Here is a 16,769-nt window from a genome sequence, read left to right as displayed (position 1 = left end):
TACGGCCGGTGGAACTCAGGCGTCCGGGCCCGCGACCAGCTTTCCGCCCTTGGCCCTGACCGGGACGGAGGGCAGCGGCTGGGTGGCCGGACCCTGGAGGACCTTGCCGGTCCTGGCGTCGAACTCACTGCCGTGGCAGGAACAGCTGATCTTGTTGCCCTCGACCGCGTCCACGACGCATCCGGCGTGCGTGCACACCGCGCTGAACGCCGTGTACGCACCGTCCGCGTCCCGCGCGACCACCAGCCGGTCCTCGCGGTAGAGCTTGCTGCCGCCGGCCGGGACGGCGTCGGCCGCGCCGAGGTCGACGGGGGCGGTGGGGGTGACGGGGGCCTTCGTACCGCCGCCGCCCGCGGAGCAGGCGGTGACCCCGAGGCCCGCGGCACCGGCCAGCGCGGCTCCGCACAGCACGGTTCGTCGGGATGCGGGCTGGCTGCTCATGGCGGGCTCCTGGTGAGGGTCGTGGCACCACGACGATACCGGTACAGATCCCTCGGCCACGCAGCGCGGTCGTCCGTGGCGGCAGGCAGGACGCAAACGCTTGCGCAAACGTTTACGCCGTACCCTGCCGTGGTGTACGTTCCCCCGGCAGGGCGGCTGGGACCGGGAGCGGAGAGAGGGACGGCGGATGACGACCATGGCGGATGTGGCCCGGCGTGCGGGCGTGTCCGTGGCGACCGTCTCGCATGTGCTGAACGCGACCCGGCCGGTGCGCCCGGACACCCGTCAGGCGGTGCTGGACGCCATCGACGCTCTCGGCTACACCCCGAACACCCTCGCGCGCTCCCTGGTCACCGCGCGCACCCGGTCGATCGGACTGGCCGTCTCGGCGATCAGCAATCCGTACTTCACCGAGATCCTCCAGGGCGTCGAGGCCCGTGCCCTCGCGCACGGCTACAGCCTGCTGATCGCCGATCCGCATGACGACCCCGCGCATGAGCGCACGGTGGTCCAACTGCTCCACGAGCGGAGGGTGGACGGTGTGATCGTGGCACCGTCCGCCGAACCGTCGGCGCTGGTGGACTATCTGCGCAGACACGAGGTGCCCGCGGTCTTCCTCGACCGGCTGGTGGGCGACGGCCATGACCAGGTGTGCGCCGAGAACGCCGCCCCTGTCGAGCAGTTGGTGCACCATCTCGCCGACCTCGGCCACACCCGGATCGGGCTGGTCGCCGGGGAGCCGGGGCTGAGCACCAGCGCCGAGCGGATCGCCGGGTACCGGGCCGGGCTGGACGCGCGCGGGCTGCCGTTCGCCACCGAACTGCTGGCCGGTGGCCACTCCGAGGCCGGGGGTGCCGAGGAGGCCACCCACCGGCTGCTCGCCCTCCCCCGGCCGCCCACCGCGGTCATCACCGCGAACAACACCATGACCATCGGCGCGCTGCGCGCCCTGCGGTCGGCGGGGCTGGCGGTCCCGGACGACCTCGCGCTCGTCTGCTTCGACGACTTCACCTGGGCCGATGTGTTCTCCCCCGGGCTGACCGCCATCGCCCAGCCCAGCCGGGAGATCGGCAGTACCGCGCTGGAGCTGCTGCTCGACCGGCTGGCGGACCCCGACCGGGCGCCCCGGACCGTCCGGCTGCCCTGTTCCTTCGTCCATCGCACCTCCTGCGGCTGTGCCGCCTGAGAACCCCGGTCCGCACCAGGAAAGGATCCGACCCGTGATCGTCGTCGCCGGAGAAGCCCTGATCGACCTCGTGCCCGGTGGTGCGCCCGGTGGCGCGGCGGGGGGTACGACACCGCCCGGCGGTGAGCTGCCCGCGCTGCTGCCCCGGCGCGGTGGCGGCCCGTACAACACCGCGATGGCGCTGGCGCGGCTGGGCTCGCCCACCGCGTTCTGCTCACGGGTGTCCACCGACGGCTTCGGCGAGGCGCTGCTGGCCGGGCTGCGGGCGGACGGGGTGGACACCGCGCTGGTGCAGCGCGGCCCGGAGCCCACCACCCTCGCGGTCGCCTCGATCGGCCCGGATGGTTCGGCGGGCTACGGCTTCTATGTGGAGGGCACCGCGGACCGGCTGTTCGAGCTGCCCGGGGCGCTGCCCGACGGGGTCACCGCCTTGTCGCTGGGCACCTGTTCACTGGTGCTGGAGCCGGGCGCGGGCGCGTATGAGGCGCTGCTGCGGCGTGAGGCGGGGCGCGGGGTGTTCACCGCGCTGGACCCCAACATCCGCACCGGACTGATCGCGGACCCGGACGCCTACCGGGCCCGCTTCCGTGACTGGCTGCCGTATGTCGGGCTGCTGAAGCTGTCGGTCGAGGACGCGGTCTGGCTGGCGGGCTCCGACGATCTGGACCAGGCCATAGCCGCATGGCTGGCGGCGGGTCCGGCCGCGGTGGTGCTCACCCGGGGCGGGGACGGGATGAGTGTGCGGCTCCGGGACGGCGGTGGCTGTGCGGTGCCGGGTGAGCGGGTGGAGATCGTGGACACCATCGGCGCGGGCGACACCGTGAACGCCGCACTGCTGCACCGGCTCGCCGCGCATGACGCGCTGTCGGCGTCCGCGCTGGCCGCGCTGGACGAGACGGTCTGGCGGGATGTGCTGGGCTTCGCGGCCCGGGCCGCCGCGCTCACCTGCTCGCGCGCGGGGGCAGAACCGCCGTACGCCGCCGAGCTGGGCTGACGCCCGGGAGCCGTCCCGCCGAGGCTCCGGTGGACTCAACGCCCGTGGCCCGGACCGCCGTTCCCTACGGCGGCCCGGGCCACGGGTCTGTACGGGTGCCTGCCCGCCTACTTGCCCGCCGCCTTCTTGGCGGGGGCCTTCTTGGCCGGGGTCTTCTTGGCGGCGGTCTTGGCCGTGGCGGTCTTCTTGGCCGCGGTCTTCTTGGCCGCCGCCTTGGCGGGCGCCTTCTTCGCCACGGTCTTCCTCGCGGCACCGCTGTTCTGACCGCCGTTGCGCGCCGCGGGCACCGCCGCGTCACTCACCCGGTCGCCCAGCATGTCCCGCAGGAACTTCCCGGTGTGGCTGGCCGGGACGGAGGCCACGTTCTCCGGGGTGCCCTCGGCGATCACCAGACCACCGCCGCTGCCGCCCTCGGGACCCATGTCCACGACCCAGTCGGCCGTCTTGATCACATCGAGGTTGTGCTCGATGACGATCACCGTGTTGCCCTTGTCGACCAGTCCGGAGAGCACGCTGATCAGCTTGCTGATGTCCTCGAAGTGCAGACCGGTGGTCGGCTCGTCCAGGACGTAGACCGTGCGCCCGGTGGACCGCTTCTGGAGCTCGCTGGCCAGCTTGACCCGCTGGGCCTCACCGCCGGAGAGGGTGGGCGCGGGCTGCCCGAGCCGGACGTAACCCAGCCCCACCTCGTTGAGCGTGCGCAGATGGCGGCTGATGGTGGGCACCGCCTCGAAGAAGTCGAGTGCCTCCTCGATCGGCATGTCCAGCACCTCGGCGATGGACTTGCCCTTGTAGTGCACCTCCAGGGTCTCCCGGTTGTAGCGCGCGCCGTGGCAGACCTCGCACGGCACATACACATCCGGCAGGAAGTTCATCTCGATCTTGATGGTGCCGTCACCGGAGCAGTTCTCGCAGCGGCCGCCCTTGACGTTGAAGGAGAAGCGGCCCGGCAGATAGCCGCGCACCTTCGCCTCCATCGTCTCGGCGAACAGCTTGCGCACATGGTCGAAGACACCGGTGTAGGTGGCCGGGTTGGACCGCGGGGTGCGGCCGATCGGCGACTGGTCGACGTGCACCACCTTGTCCACCAGGTCATCACCGGCGACCCGGGTGTGACGCCCGGGGACCGCCCGCGCACCGTTCAGCTCACGCGCCAGATGGGTGTAGAGGATGTCGTTGACCAGGGTGGACTTACCCGAGCCCGAGACACCGGTGACCGCGGTGAGCACCCCGAGCGGGAAGGACACATCAATGTCCTGGAGGTTGTTCTCCCGGGCACCGTGGACGGTCAGCCGCCGCTTGGGGTCCATCGGCCGCCGCGTCGTGGGCAGCGGGATGGCCTTCTTGCCGGACAGATAGTGCCCGGTCATCGACTCCTCGTTGACCAGCAGCTCGCTCAGCGGTCCGCTGTGGACCACCTTGCCGCCGTGCTCACCGGCACCGGGGCCGATGTCCACCACCCAGTCCGAGGTCTTGATGGTGTCCTCGTCGTGCTCCACCACGATCAGCGTGTTGCCCAGGTCTCGCAGCCGCACCAGCGTCTCGATCAGCCGGTGGTTGTCGCGCTGGTGGAGACCGATCGACGGCTCGTCCAGCACATAGAGCACACCGACCAGACCGGAGCCGATCTGGGTGGCCAGCCGGATGCGCTGGGCCTCACCGCCGGAGAGGGTGCCCGCCGCGCGGTTGAGCGAGAGGTAGTCCAGACCGACGTCGACCAGGAACCGCAGCCGCTCGTTGACCTCCTTGAGGACCCGCTCGGCGATGGTCTTCTCACGGGCGGTCAGCTTCATGTCCCGCAGGAACTCGGCGCAGTCGCTGATCGACATCGCGGAGACCTCCGCGATGGACCGCCCCTGCACGGTGACCGCGAGGACGATCGGCTTCAGCCGGGTGCCCTCACAGGTCGGACAGGGCACCTCGCGCATATAGCCCTCGAAGCGCTCCCGGCTGGAGTCGCTCTCCGCCTCCGAGTGGCGCCGCTTGACGAAGGGCACCGCCCCCTCGAAGGCGGTGGTGTAGGCGCGCTGACGGCCGTAGCGATTGCGGTAGCGCACCTCGATCTGCGTCTTGTGCCCGTTGAGCAGCGCCTTCCTGGCCCGCTGCGGCAGCCCGGCCCAGGGGATGTCGGTGCGGAAACCCAGCGCGTCGGCGAGCGCGCCGACCAGCCGTCCGAAGTAGTCCTTGGTGTGACCGTGGGACCAGGGGTGGATGGCGCCCTCGTCGAGCGACTTCTCCTCGTCCGGGACGATCAGCTCGGGGTCGACCTCCATCCGGGTGCCGATACCGGTGCACTCCGGGCAGGCGCCGAACGGTGAGTTGAAGGAGAAGGAGCGCGGCTCCAGCTCTTCGAAGGACAGGTCGTCATACGGGCAGTAGAGGTGCTCCGAGAACATCCGCTCGCGCTGCGGATCGTCCTCGTCGAGATCCACGAAGTCGAGGATGACCATGCCGCCGGAGAGCCCGAGCGCGGTCTCCACCGAGTCGGTGAGCCGCCGCTTGGCGCTGTCCTTGACGGTGAGGCGGTCGATGACCACCTCGACGGTGTGCTTCTCCTGCTTCTTCAGCTTGGGCGGGTCGGTGAGCTGGACGGTGGTGCCGTCCACCCGGGCCCGGCTGTACCCCTTGGACTGGAGGTCGGAGAAGAGGTCGGCGAACTCGCCCTTGCGCTCGCGCACCAGCGGGGAGAGCACCTGGAAGCGGCTGCCCTCGGGCAGCTCCAGCACGCGGTCCACGATCGCCTGCGGCGACTGCCGGGCGATCGGGCGGGAGCACTCGGGGCAGTGCGGCTTGCCGATCCGGGCGAACAGCAGCCGGAGGTAGTCATAGACCTCGGTGATGGTGCCGACCGTGGAGCGCGGATTGCGCGAGGTGGACTTCTGGTCGATGGAGACCGCCGGGGAAAGACCCTCGATGCAGTCCACATCGGGCTTGTCCATCTGGCCCAGGAACTGGCGGGCGTAGGAGGAGAGCGACTCGACGTAACGGCGCTGCCCCTCGGCGAAGATCGTGTCGAACGCGAGGGACGACTTGCCCGACCCGGAGAGTCCGGTGAAGACGATGAGGGAATCACGCGGGAGGTCGAGCGAGACGTTCTTGAGGTTGTGCTCGCGAGCGCCACGGACGATGAGACGGTCGGCCACGCCGGTCGGCACCTTTCTTGAGAGAGACGGGTGCGCCGGGCCCGCTCCCAGGGCTCCCCGCGTCGGGCGGGTACGGAGCGGAGCGAAGCCCCCAGACCAAGAGTATGGGGGCACCACGGCGGTGTCTTAAGGATGCAGCACACCGAGCCTATAGCACGCACATTCGATTTGCCGGTGTAGTGAGCCGGGTTCACCCGATCGTGTGGCGGACACTACGGTCGGGCCATGAGCGACTACGCACGCGACGCCGCCGACGTCACCGAGGCGACGGACCGGTTGCTGACGGCCGTCGCCCGGCTGGACGACGCCGCCCTCGCCGGGCCCTCCGCCCTTCCGGGCTGGACCCGCGGCCATGTGCTGGCGCACCTGGCCCGTAACGCCGACGCCCTGGTGAACCTGGTCACCGGAGCACTGACCGGCGAGGACATCCCGATGTACCGCGGCGAGGAGGCCCGGGACGCCGAGATCGCACGGGACGCCGCCCGTCCGCTCCCGGTCCATCTGGCGGACCTGCGCACCACGGCCGCCCGCTTCGACACCGCGGTGGCGGCGCTCCCGGAGGAGCTCCGGTCCCGCGAGGTCACCCTGCGCGGCGGTGTGCGCGAACCGGCCGCCCGGCTGCCGCTGCGCCGCCTCGCCGAGGTCGAGCTGCACCATGTCGACCTCGCCGTCGGCCGCACCGTGGCGGACCTGCCGGCCGGGTTCGTCGAGCGCCAGCTCGACGTCCTCATCTCTTCAAGGTTCGCGGGGCACCCCGGTATTCCCCCGCTGCTCCTGACCGTCCCGGGCGCGGGCGCCGGGCGGCGGACCGGCCGGGACCCGGCGCCGGGCGAGATCCCGGTGACCGTCAGCGGCTCCCCGGCCGCCCTGCTGGGCTGGCTCACCGGCCGTACGGACGGGGCTGATCTTTCCTGTGCGGACGGCCCCCCGCCGGTGCTCCCGCCACTAGGCTGAGGCCATGACCTACAGCGGAGCGGTGACGGTCGGCGGACCGGCGGACGTGCACGAACTGACCGATCTCATGATCTCGAAGGTCGCGGTCGGCCCCATGAACAACAACGCCTATCTGCTGCGCTGCCGGTCCACCGACGAGCAGATGCTGATCGACGCCGCCGCCGACCCGGGCACCCTGCTCTCGCTCATCGGCGACAGCGGGATCGCCTCCGTGGTCACCACCCACCGCCACCAGGACCACTGGGGCGCGCTGCGCGAGGTGCAGGAGGCCACCGGCGCCCGTACGTACGCGGGCCGCCACGACGCGGAGGGCATCCCGGTCGCCACCGACGTCCTGGTGGAGGACGGTGACACGCTGCGCGTCGGCCGGGTCGAGCTGACCGCCCGCCATCTGGTCGGCCACACCCCGGGCAGCATCGCGCTGGTCTACGACGACCCGCACGGCCACCCCCATGTGTTCACCGGCGACTGCCTCTTCCCGGGCGGGGTCGGCAACACCTGGAAGGATCCGAAGGCGTTCGAGAGCCTCCTCCACGATGTCGAGACCAAGCTCTTCGACCGGCTGCCGGACGAGACCTGGGTCTACCCCGGCCACGGCGACGACACCACGCTCGGCGCCGAGCGCCCGCAGCTGGGCGAGTGGCGCGAGCGCAGCTGGTAGCACCCCGCCGCGCGCCGTCGTCGCCCCCGGCCCCTCCGTGCGCCGTCGTCCGCCCCGTAACCGGCCGCGGACGACGGCGGTTGGCCCGGTGTGCGCACTGACCGCTCCCCGTCCATGGCCCGACTCGCGGCCGCGTCCCTGGCCGGTACCGCGATCGAGTTCTATGACTTCTTCGCCTACGGCACCGCCGCGGCCCTCGTCCTCGGTCCGCTGTTCTTCCCCACCTTCTCGCCGCTCGCCGGGACCCTGGCCGCCTTCTCGACCTTCGCCGTCGGCTTCGTCGCGCGGCCGCTCGGCTCCCTGCTCTTCGGACCGCTCGGGGACCGCCACGGGCGGCGGCCGGTGCTGGTCGCCTCACTGCTGCTGACCGGTGTGGCCACGGTCGCGGTGGGCTTCGTGCCCACCTATGACTCGATCGGGATCGCCGCCCCCGCCCTGCTGCTGTTCCTGCGCTTCCTCCAGGGCCTCGGGGTCGGCGGTGAATGGGGCGGTGCGGTGCTGCTGACCGCCGAGCACGCACCCGCCCGGCGGCGCGGGCTGTGGGCGGGCTTTCCGCAGATCGGCCCGTCCATCGGGTTCCTGCTGGCCAACGGCATCATGCTGGCGCTGTCGGCGGGGCTGAGCGACGCGGAGTTCCGCTCCTGGGGGTGGCGGGTGCCGTTCTGGGCGGCGGGGGTGCTGGCGGGCGCCGGGCTGCTGCTGCGGACCCGGCTGGTCGAGACCCCGCGCTTCCGGGAACTGGCCGAGCAGGGTGAGCGGGCCACCGCGCCGCTGGCCGAGGTGGTGCGCGGCCACTGGCGGCTGGTGCTGCTCACCGCGGGCGGCCTCGCGGTCGGGTACGCGGTGTTCTACGCCGTCACCACCTGGTCCCTGGCGTACGGCACGGAGCGGCTCGGAGTGGACCGCACGGTGATGCTGGGCTGTGTCATGGCGGCGGTGGCGGTGATGGGCGCCCTGACCCCGCTGGCGGCCCATCTGGCGGACCGTCTCGGACGGCGGCCGATGTGTCTGGCGGGCTGTGCGGCCACGGTGGTCTGGATGTTCCCGATGATCGCGCTGCTGCGCACCGGGGAGCCGCCGCTGATGTTCCTGGGCTTCGCGGTGGCGCTGCTCGGCTTCATCACCGTGTTCGCCGTGATCGCGGCGTATCTGCCGGAGCTGTACGAGGCGCGGGTGCGCTGCACCGGTGCCTCGGTGGGCTACAACCTGGGCGGTGTGCTGGGCGGCGCGCTCACCCCGGTGGTGGCCACGGCGGTGTCGCATGACGACGGCCCGCCGTGGGGCGTGGCCGGCTATCTGACCGCGGTGGCCCTGCTCAGCCTGGGCTGCTTCCTGCTGCTGCCCGAGACACGGCCGACGGCCGACCACCCCGTGGCGGAGCGGTCGGCCGCGCGGCCCCTGGAGACAGGAGAGGCGCCCGCCTGATGGAGGGGGCGCCTGTCCCGGGCGCGCGCACCGGGTGCGTCGGAGTGGGCGCCGGGCGGGGCGCCCGCACCGGGTGCGTCGGAGTTGCGCGCCTGGTGAGGGGAGCTGGACGGGGGGCGCGCGGGACGGGGCGCGCCCCCGCGTGGGTCAGACGTCCACGCTGTCCTTCTCCCGCTTCTGGTCGTCGGCCGCGGGGGTGGCTCCGGCTTCCGCCGCGGCCTGCTTCTTCGAGGCGTAGAGGCTGGTGACCGTGGTGACCGCGAGCACCGCGCAGATGACGCCGAGCGAGACCGGGATGCTGATCTCGGGGACATGCACCCCCGACTCGTGCATCGCGTGCAGCACCAGCTTCACGCCGATGAAGCCGAGGATGACCGACAGGCCGTACGAGAGGTGGACCAGCTTCTTGAGCAGTCCGCCGATGAGGAAGTACAGCTGGCGCAGACCCATCAGGGCGAAGGCGTTGGCGGTGAAGACGATGTACGGGTCCTGGGTGAGACCGAAGATCGCGGGGATCGAGTCCAGCGCGAACAGGACGTCCGTCGTACCGATCGCCAGCATCACGATCAGCATCGGGGTCATCAGCCGCTTGCCGTTCTCCCGGATGAACAGCTTGGTGCCGTGGTACTTGTCGGTGGACGGGACGCGCCGCTCCACCGCCTTGAGCAGGCGGTTCTCCTCGAACTCCTCGTCCTCGTCACCGGACCGCGCCTCCTGGATGAGCTTCCAGGCTGTCCAGATGAGGAACGCGCCGAAGAGGTAGAAGACCCAGGAGAAGCTGGCGATGATCGCCGCGCCACCGGCGATGAAGACCGCCCGCAGCACCAGCGCGATCAGCACGCCGACCATCAGCACACGCTGCTGGTAGATCGTGGGCACCGCGAACTTCGCCATGATCAGGACGAAGACGAAGAGGTTGTCGACGCTCAGCGACTTCTCGGTGATGAAGCCCGCGAAGAACTCCCCGGACGGCTGGCCGCCCGCGAAGAGGAACAGGCCGACGCCGAAGAGCGCGGCGAGGACGATCCAGACGGTGGTCCAGATCCCGGCCTCCTTGAGGGAGACCTCGTGCGGCTTGCGGCCGCCGATGAAGAAGTCGACGGCGATGAGGGCACTGAGACCGGCGATGGTCAGGGCCCACACGGTCAGGGAGACATCCACAGAGTTCCTCCGGCATGTGTGCGGCAATTTCAGCGTGTCGCTGCCGGAGGTCTCCTCCGCCCGTGCTGACGCACCGGGCCGGTGCCCCGGGATCCTGGCTCCGGTCTCATGGGAGACCGGTCACGATCCGTGGTGACGGGAACACCGCTCGGGAGTACTCCCCTCCGCTGGAACGAGAGTACAGGAATACCCATGGAAGAGTAAAGAAAAAGGCAAAATGCCAGGTCAGGCGGGTTTACCAAGTCCTTGCGCAACGCGGAGAACACCCGCGGTGACCGGATCACCGGATCACCGCGGGTGTTCCCGCGGAATGTCGTCGCGGAGCGCGCCGCGTCAGCGGCCGTACGCCTCCCTGGCGCGGGCCACCTGTCCCATCACCTGCCACAGCACCCGGCTGCCCGCCGGGACCAGCGAGGGCTCATAGGTCCAGGCGTGCCCCACCCAGGGGTCGGCGAGGTGGTCGTCGGCGACCGGGGTGAGCCGCAGCAGCGACCGCCACAGCGGGTCCAGCACCGGTCCGTACTCCCGGGCGTCCTCCCGGTCGGCCACCATCATCAGGTGCACGCCCACCGAGGGCCCCTCGTCCGCCAGATAGCGCAGCTGGGTCACCGCCCGGTCGTCGAAGCCGTGCGGGAAGTCGTGCACGATCAACAGCTGCTCGGCGGTGTCCAGATCCGGCGGCAGCGCGTCCGCGGCGCCGCTGCGCACCGCCATCTGCACCAGGTCCACCCGGCGGGTGAGTGCGGCGAGCGTCGCGGTCACACCCTGGGCCCCGGCCATCGGGGGCCGCAGCGCGCCCGACTCCAGCAGCGGAGCGTACGAGGCCGAGGCCGATCCGGCCGGGTCGATCACCTGGAGCTGGAACTCCCCCACCGGATAGACGGCCAGCAGCCGGGCGGCGATGGCCACCGCGGTGTCCGAGGCCAGCGTGCGCAGACTCCCGGAGTCCAGCATCGCCCCCTCCACCGAGCCGCTGCGCCCGGCGTCGATCCACAGCCCGCGCTCCAGCGGCAGCCGCACCAGCATGGGGATCCGCAGATCGGTGCGCTCGGGGAGGTGCAGATCGCCCAGACGCAGCGCCATCGGGATCTCCATCGGCGCCTGGTAGCCGTGCCAGACCGGGCCGTCCCAGCGGGCGTAGGCGGGTGGCAGCGCGGGCTCGACCACCTCGGCCTCGGCGGCGAGCTGCGCCAGGTCGCGGTCGAGTGCGGCACGGGCCTGGTCCACCAGGGCGGTGTGCTTGGCCCTGGCGTCCGTGCGGGCGGTGTCGGCGGCGGTGCCGATCCGGGAGCGCGGATCGGAGAGCACCCGGTCCAGCTCCTGTTCCATCCGGGAGTCCGCGAAGTCCACGGCGCTGCGGTATGCCGCGGCGGTGCGGGCCAGGTCCTCGAACATCCCCCAGACCTGGTTGTAGAGCCGCTCGTCCATCGTCCAGCCGGAGGCGTCGCCCGCGACCGGCTGGGCGGGCTGACCGGGCGCGGCCGGCGGTACGGCCGGAGGCGGGGTGGGCGGGGTGGCCGTACGGCGGCCGGGGTGCTGGTAGTCGACCGGGCCACCGGAGCCGGACCCGGCGGGCGGCTGCGCCGGCGCCGGGCTCTGCGGTGGCGCGGGCACCGGGCCGGGGTCGGAGCTGCCGCCCGCGGTGGCGGTCCGGACCCGTCCGTCGTCCCCGGGGCGGGGCGGCGGCTGGGCGACCGAGCGGGCCATGCCCCGGGCCACCGCCTCGTTGATCTCCGCGGCGAGTTCGGCGGCCCGCGGCAGCCCCTGGTCCTGGAGCATCGCGGCGAGCCCGCCCGCGTACCCCTGGCCGACCGCGCGCACCTTCCAGACGCCCTGGCGGCGGTACAGCTCCAGCGCGACCACCGCGGACTCCGCGTCCAGACCGGTGACGGTGTAGCTGGCCACCTCGGCACCGTCCAGCCCGGTGACGGCCGTGAACGGGGCGGCCAGCGCGCCGAACCTGACCGGGCCGCCGACACCGGTCGGCAGTGCGAGCAGCACGGTGACCCGGTGGACGCTCTCGGCCAGCGCGCCGAGGTCGACGGCGAGCCGGTGGTCCGCCGCGGCCTGCTTCGACACCTCGATACCGGGCAGTTGGGGCGAGGCGGGGTGCGCGACCCACTCCGCCCCGCGCACCGTGCCCTGCTCATCGCCGAGTGTCGCCCCGGCCACGATCGGTTGGCCCGCCGAGATCCGGATCTCCAAACGGGTCTGGGGCAGAGGGTGGTTCTGCCCCCGCACCAGCTCGGCCGTCATCGCTGCGTCCCCTCGTCGTGTTCCGCCGTACGCGTCGCGCGTACGGCGCGTACGGATGGTGTGGTGCGGTGTGGGTGGTGCGGTGGTGCCCGGTGCGGTGCCGCGGCCCCGAACACATCGGCCCGGCGGGCGGATGCGCCACCGGGCCGACGGACAGTGGCGTCCTACAGGTGCGGCAGGATGTGCGGCATCAGGTCCTGGAAGGTGCGGCCGTTGGCGGGCTCGCCCACGGCCTTCATCTCCCAGCCGTTGCCCACGCGCTGCACCTTCGCCATGATCTGCGCGGTGTACTGACCGCCACCGGTGAGGGTGTAGCGGGCCAGTTCCTGGCCGTTGGTCTCGTCCACCAGACGGCAGAACGCGTTCTGCACCTCGGTGAAGGTCTGTCCGGTGAAGGAGTTCACCGTGAAGATGATCTGATTGATGTGCACCGGAACCCGCTGGAGGTCGACCAGGATGGCCTCGTCGTCGCCGCCCTGGCCGGCACCGCCGACCAGGTTGTCACCGGTGTGGCGCACCGAGCCGTCATCGCTCACCAGGTGACGGAAGAACACCACATCGGTGGGCTGCTGGTCGGCGAAGAGCACCGCCGAGGCGTCGAGGTCGATCTCCCGGGTACGTGATCCGAACAGCCCACGGCGGGGCGCCGCCTGCCAGCCCAGCCCCATCCGCACCGCGGTCAGAGTGCCCCCGTCGGCCTTCTGCAGGCTGATGGCCTGACCCTTGGACATGTTGACCGTCACGTGCCGTCCCTACTCTCATCTCTCGAAATCCCCGTGGCCGGCGCATGGCGCGGCCCTGGTCCGCCCATCTGTGCGGCCCTGCGAAAACCCTATGCACTGGGGCCGGTACTCCAGCCGGGCGAGCGGCTTTTGTGTCGTTCTTGCAACACAGCGGGAGCACGGCCGGGGCACACCGGACGTCCGGTGTGCCCCGGGGACCGGACGGGTCAGGAGAGCCCGGCCTCCTTCATCTGCCGCAGCTCCTTCTTCAACTCCCCGACCTCGTCCCGCAGCCGGGCCGCCACCTCGAACTGGAGCTCCGCCGCCGCGGCCCGCATGCGGTCGGTCATCTCCTCGATCAGCTCGGCCAGTTCGGCGGCCGGGCGGTCGGTCAGCGCCCCGTCCTGGCCCGCGGCCGCCCTGCCGCCCTTCCTGCCCGCCTTCTGCTGGCCCAGGGCGGGCACCGGCGCCTTGCCCTTGCCCTGGTCCGACTGGCGGTAGCCGGTGCCCAGCAGCTCCTTGGTGTCGATCTCCTCGCGGGCGAGGGTGGCCACGATGTCGCCGATCCGCTTGCGCAGCGGCTGCGGGTCGATGCCGCGCTCGGTGTTGTACGCGATCTGCTTCTCACGGCGGCGGTTGGTCTCGTCGATGGCCTTCTCCATCGCGGGGGTGACCTTGTCGGCGTACATATGGACCTGGCCGGAGACATTGCGCGCCGCGCGGCCGATGGTCTGGATCAGCGAGGTGCCGGAGCGCAGGAAGCCCTCCTTGTCGGCGTCGAGGATGGCGACCAGCGACACCTCGGGCAGGTCCAGGCCCTCGCGCAGCAGGTTGATGCCGACCAGGACGTCGTACTCGCCCGCGCGCAGCTCGCGCAGCAGCTCCACCCGGCGCAGGGTGTCCACATCACTGTGCAGGTACCGCACCTGGATGCCCAGTTCGAGCATGTAGTCGGTGAGGTCCTCGGCCATCTTCTTGGTGAGGGTGGTGACGAGGACGCGCTCGTCCTTCTCGGTGCGGGTGCGGATCTCGTGGATCAGGTCGTCGATCTGTCCCTCGGTGGGCTTGACGACCACCTCGGGGTCGACGAGACCGGTCGGCCGGATGATCTGCTCCACGAACCCGTCGGAGCGGGAGAGCTCATAGGGGCCGGGGGTGGCGGAGAGATAGACCGTCTGCCCCACCCGGCCCAGGAACTCCTCCCACTTCAGCGGGCGGTTGTCCAGAGCGGAGGGCAGCCGGAAGCCGTGCTCGATCAGGGTGCGCTTACGGGAGGCGTCGCCCTCGTACATCGCGCCGATCTGCGGCACGGTGACATGGGACTCGTCGATGACCAGGAGGAAGTCCTCCGGGAAGTAGTCGAGCAGGGTGTGCGGCGGGGACCCGGACTCACGGCCGTCGATATGCAGCGAGTAGTTCTCGATACCGGAGCAGGTGCCGATCTGGCGCATCATCTCGATGTCGTAGGTGGTGCGCATCCGCAGCCGCTGGGCCTCCAGCAGCTTGCCCTGCTTCTCCATCCGGGCGAGCGTCGTCTCGAGCTCGGTCTCGATCCCGGAGATCGCCCGCTCCATGCGCTCGGGGCCGGCCACGTAGTGGGTGGCGGGGAAGACGTAGAGCTCCTGGTCGTCGCTGATGACCTCGCCGGTGAGCGGGTGGAGGGTGGACAGCGCCTCGATCTCGTCACCGAACATCTCGATGCGGACCGCGAGCTCCTCGTAGACCGGGAAGATCTCGATGGTGTCGCCGCGGACCCGGAAGGTGCCCCGGGTGAACGCCACGTCATTGCGCGTGTACTGGATGTCCACGAACCGGCGCAGCAGCTGGTCGCGGTCGATCTCCTCACCGACCTTGAGCGGCACCATGCGGTCCACGTACTCCTGCGGCGTACCCAGGCCGTAGATGCAGGAGACGGAGGCGACGACCACCACATCGCGCCGGGTGAGCAGCGAATTGGTGGCGGAGTGGCGCAGCCGCTCCACCTCCTCGTTGATCGAGGAGTCCTTCTCGATGTAGGTGTCCGACTGCGGAACGTACGCCTCGGGCTGGTAGTAGTCGTAGTACGAGACGAAGTACTCCACCGCGTTGTTCGGCAGGAGCTCGCGGAACTCATTGGCGAGCTGGGCGGCCAGCGTCTTGTTCGGCGCCATGACCAGCGTGGGCCGCTGGAGCTTCTCGATCATCCACGCGGTGGTGGCGGACTTTCCGGTGCCGGTCGCGCCGAGGAGCACGACATCCTTCTCACCGGCCCGGATGCGCCGGTCGAGGTCGGCGATGGCCGTGGGCTGGTCGCCGTTGGGCTGGTACGGGCTGACGACCTCGAAGGGCGCCACCTTGCGTTCGATCTGGGTTACGGGCCGCATGTCCCCCACGGTACGACTCACCACTGACAACGGCGGGCCGGTCGGATGCCGCGGGCACCCCGTAGCCTGGCCCGGACGGGCCACCGGGCGGCCCCCATGGCTTCCCGGTGGCCCCTGACGACTCCGGGACGAAGGGAACCGATCATGTACGAGTACAAGGTGGTCCAGATCCGTGAAGGTCTGATCGGCGGCAAGATGTCCGCCGACAAGGTCGAGGACCTGCTCAACAAGTACGCGGCCGACGGCTGGCGGGTGAAGGCCATAACGAGCGCGGACGTGAAGGGCCGGGTCGGGCCGGGCGCCGTGGAGGGGCTGCTCGTCACGTTCGAACGCCAGCGCGGCTGATCCGGACAGCGCGGACCGTTTCCCCCATCCGATACCTATCCCCGGGTACGGCGCATCTGGGACCCTCTGGCCGTTCGCAAGCGATTCGCGAGTCAGCCGACGCGAGGAGTCCGTATGCACATCCGTCCCGCCGCCGCGTTAACCGGCGCGCTCCTGGGTATGTCCGCGCTCTTCCTCCTCCCCATGACCGCGGCCGGAGCCGCCGGTCAGCAGCAGCACCACCACACGGTCACCGTGGCGCACCGGGGCGCCTCCGCCTACGCCCCCGAGAACACCCTCGCGGCCGTGGACGCCGCCGATGAGCTGGGCATCGACTGGGTGGAGAACGACGTCCAGCGCACCAGGGACGGCGAGCTGGTCATCATGCACGACACCACGCTCGACCGGACCACCGACGTCGAGCAGCTCTTCCCGGACCGCGCGCCCTGGAAGATCTCCGACTTCACCCTCGACGAGATCGAGAAGCTGGACGCCGGGAGCTGGTTCGCCCCCGAGTTCGCGGGGGAGGGCGTGCCCACCCTCGAGGAGTACATGGACCGGGTTTCGGACAATCACCAGAAGCTCCTGATGGAGCTGAAGGCCCCGGAGCTCTATCCCGGTATCGAGCGCCAGACCCTGCGGGAGCTGCGGCGGGAGGGCTGGCTCGACGGCAAGCACCGGAAGCGGCTGGTCATCCAGAGCTTCAACGCGACCTCCATGCGGACGGTGCACGGGCTGCGTTCGGACATCACCACCGGCTATCTGGGCACTCCGGCCGTCGGCGACCTCCCGCAGTACGCGGAGTTCGCCGACCAGATCAACCCCAGCTACCGGACCATCGACGCCGGGTACGTGGCCGCGGTCCACGCGGTGCGCGGCGCCCACGGACGTCCGATGGAGGTCTTCACCTGGACCGTGAACGACGGTCCGTCGGCGGTCGCGGTGGCGCGGATGGGGGTGGACGGCATCATCACCAACAAGCCCGATGTGGTCCGGGACGCCCTGGACGACATCGGCTGACCCGTTCACCGACAGCGCCCCCGGGGGGAACCGTAACCAGGGAGGCGTCGTGGGACCCGGCACCGCCCCGCACAAGGCAAAAGGCAACCAGGGGCGAGCCCCAAAGGGGCCCCCCCACA

The 16,769-nt window shown here is 71.0% G+C and carries 13 protein-coding genes; 7 read left to right on the top strand and 6 right to left on the bottom strand.

Annotation, left to right across the window (positions count from 1 at the left end):
- Positions 1–15: 15 nt before the first annotated feature.
- A complete protein-coding gene (locus AC07FT_RS29105; RefSeq protein WP_254742832.1) occupies positions 16–441 on the bottom strand; it encodes a Rieske (2Fe-2S) protein in 426 nt (141 codons plus the stop codon).
- Positions 442–628: 187 nt separating this feature from the next.
- Between AC07FT_RS29105 and AC07FT_RS29100 the strand changes: the two genes are divergently transcribed.
- Complete coding sequence (locus AC07FT_RS29100) at positions 629–1,627, top strand: LacI family DNA-binding transcriptional regulator (protein WP_479178925.1); 999 nt, start codon at positions 629–631, stop codon at positions 1,625–1,627.
- Positions 1,628–1,661: 34 nt separating this feature from the next.
- The gene (locus AC07FT_RS29095) at positions 1,662–2,621 is read left to right on the top strand and encodes a carbohydrate kinase family protein (protein ID WP_479178923.1); all 960 of its coding nucleotides are present in this window, start codon (positions 1,662–1,664) and stop codon (positions 2,619–2,621) included.
- A gap of 107 nt (positions 2,622–2,728) precedes the next feature.
- Here AC07FT_RS29095 and uvrA read toward each other — a convergent pair whose 3' ends face one another.
- Complete coding sequence (uvrA, locus tag AC07FT_RS29090; protein WP_479178922.1) at positions 2,729–5,764, bottom strand: excinuclease ABC subunit UvrA; 3,036 nt, start codon at positions 5,762–5,764, stop codon at positions 2,729–2,731.
- A 225-nt stretch (positions 5,765–5,989) separates the two neighbouring features.
- On the opposite strand from uvrA, the gene AC07FT_RS29085 reads away from it, so the two are divergent.
- From AC07FT_RS29085 to AC07FT_RS29075, 3 genes are all read left to right on the top strand, one after another.
- Complete coding sequence (locus AC07FT_RS29085) at positions 5,990–6,718, top strand: maleylpyruvate isomerase family mycothiol-dependent enzyme (RefSeq protein ID WP_479178921.1); 729 nt, start codon at positions 5,990–5,992, stop codon at positions 6,716–6,718.
- A 4-nt stretch (positions 6,719–6,722) separates the two neighbouring features.
- Positions 6,723–7,379: an MBL fold metallo-hydrolase gene (locus AC07FT_RS29080; RefSeq protein ID WP_479178919.1), complete on the top strand. Its 657-nt coding sequence runs from the start codon at positions 6,723–6,725 to the stop codon at positions 7,377–7,379.
- 114 nt (positions 7,380–7,493) lie between these two features.
- On the top strand, positions 7,494–8,804 hold the full coding sequence (locus tag AC07FT_RS29075; protein ID WP_479178918.1) for an MFS transporter: 1,311 nt from the start codon (positions 7,494–7,496) through the stop codon (positions 8,802–8,804).
- Positions 8,805–8,951: 147 nt separating this feature from the next.
- Here AC07FT_RS29075 and AC07FT_RS29070 read toward each other — a convergent pair whose 3' ends face one another.
- The 4 genes from AC07FT_RS29070 to uvrB all read right to left on the bottom strand — a co-directional run bounded on the left by AC07FT_RS29070 (position 8,952) and on the right by uvrB (position 15,306).
- Positions 8,952–9,965 (bottom strand): TerC family protein, encoded by a 1,014-nt coding sequence (locus AC07FT_RS29070; RefSeq protein WP_431773118.1) that lies wholly within the window; start codon positions 9,963–9,965, stop codon positions 8,952–8,954.
- 333 nt (positions 9,966–10,298) lie between these two features.
- Positions 10,299–12,221: a TerD family protein gene (locus AC07FT_RS29065; RefSeq protein WP_479178916.1), complete on the bottom strand. Its 1,923-nt coding sequence runs from the start codon at positions 12,219–12,221 to the stop codon at positions 10,299–10,301.
- A 164-nt stretch (positions 12,222–12,385) separates the two neighbouring features.
- A complete protein-coding gene (locus tag AC07FT_RS29060) occupies positions 12,386–12,964 on the bottom strand; it encodes a TerD family protein (protein WP_254742851.1) in 579 nt (192 codons plus the stop codon).
- A gap of 206 nt (positions 12,965–13,170) precedes the next feature.
- Positions 13,171–15,306, bottom strand: a complete 2,136-nt coding sequence (gene uvrB, locus AC07FT_RS29055; protein WP_479178915.1) for an excinuclease ABC subunit UvrB — start codon at positions 15,304–15,306, stop codon at positions 13,171–13,173.
- 144 nt (positions 15,307–15,450) lie between these two features.
- Here uvrB and AC07FT_RS29050 point away from each other — a divergent pair, with 144 nt between their 5' ends.
- Both AC07FT_RS29050 and AC07FT_RS29045 read left to right on the top strand, forming a co-directional pair.
- Positions 15,451–15,651, top strand: coding sequence for a DUF4177 domain-containing protein (locus AC07FT_RS29050; protein ID WP_254742854.1), 201 nt, complete (start codon positions 15,451–15,453; stop codon positions 15,649–15,651).
- A 114-nt stretch (positions 15,652–15,765) separates the two neighbouring features.
- Complete coding sequence (locus AC07FT_RS29045; RefSeq protein WP_479178913.1) at positions 15,766–16,650, top strand: glycerophosphodiester phosphodiesterase; 885 nt, start codon at positions 15,766–15,768, stop codon at positions 16,648–16,650.
- The last annotated feature ends 119 nt before the right edge of the window (positions 16,651–16,769 follow it).

This window comes from Streptomyces sp. NPDC045899, assembly GCF_056431485.1.
The sequence above is the reverse complement of the archived record's forward strand: the minus strand, read 5'-3'. Positions and strand labels throughout refer to the sequence as shown.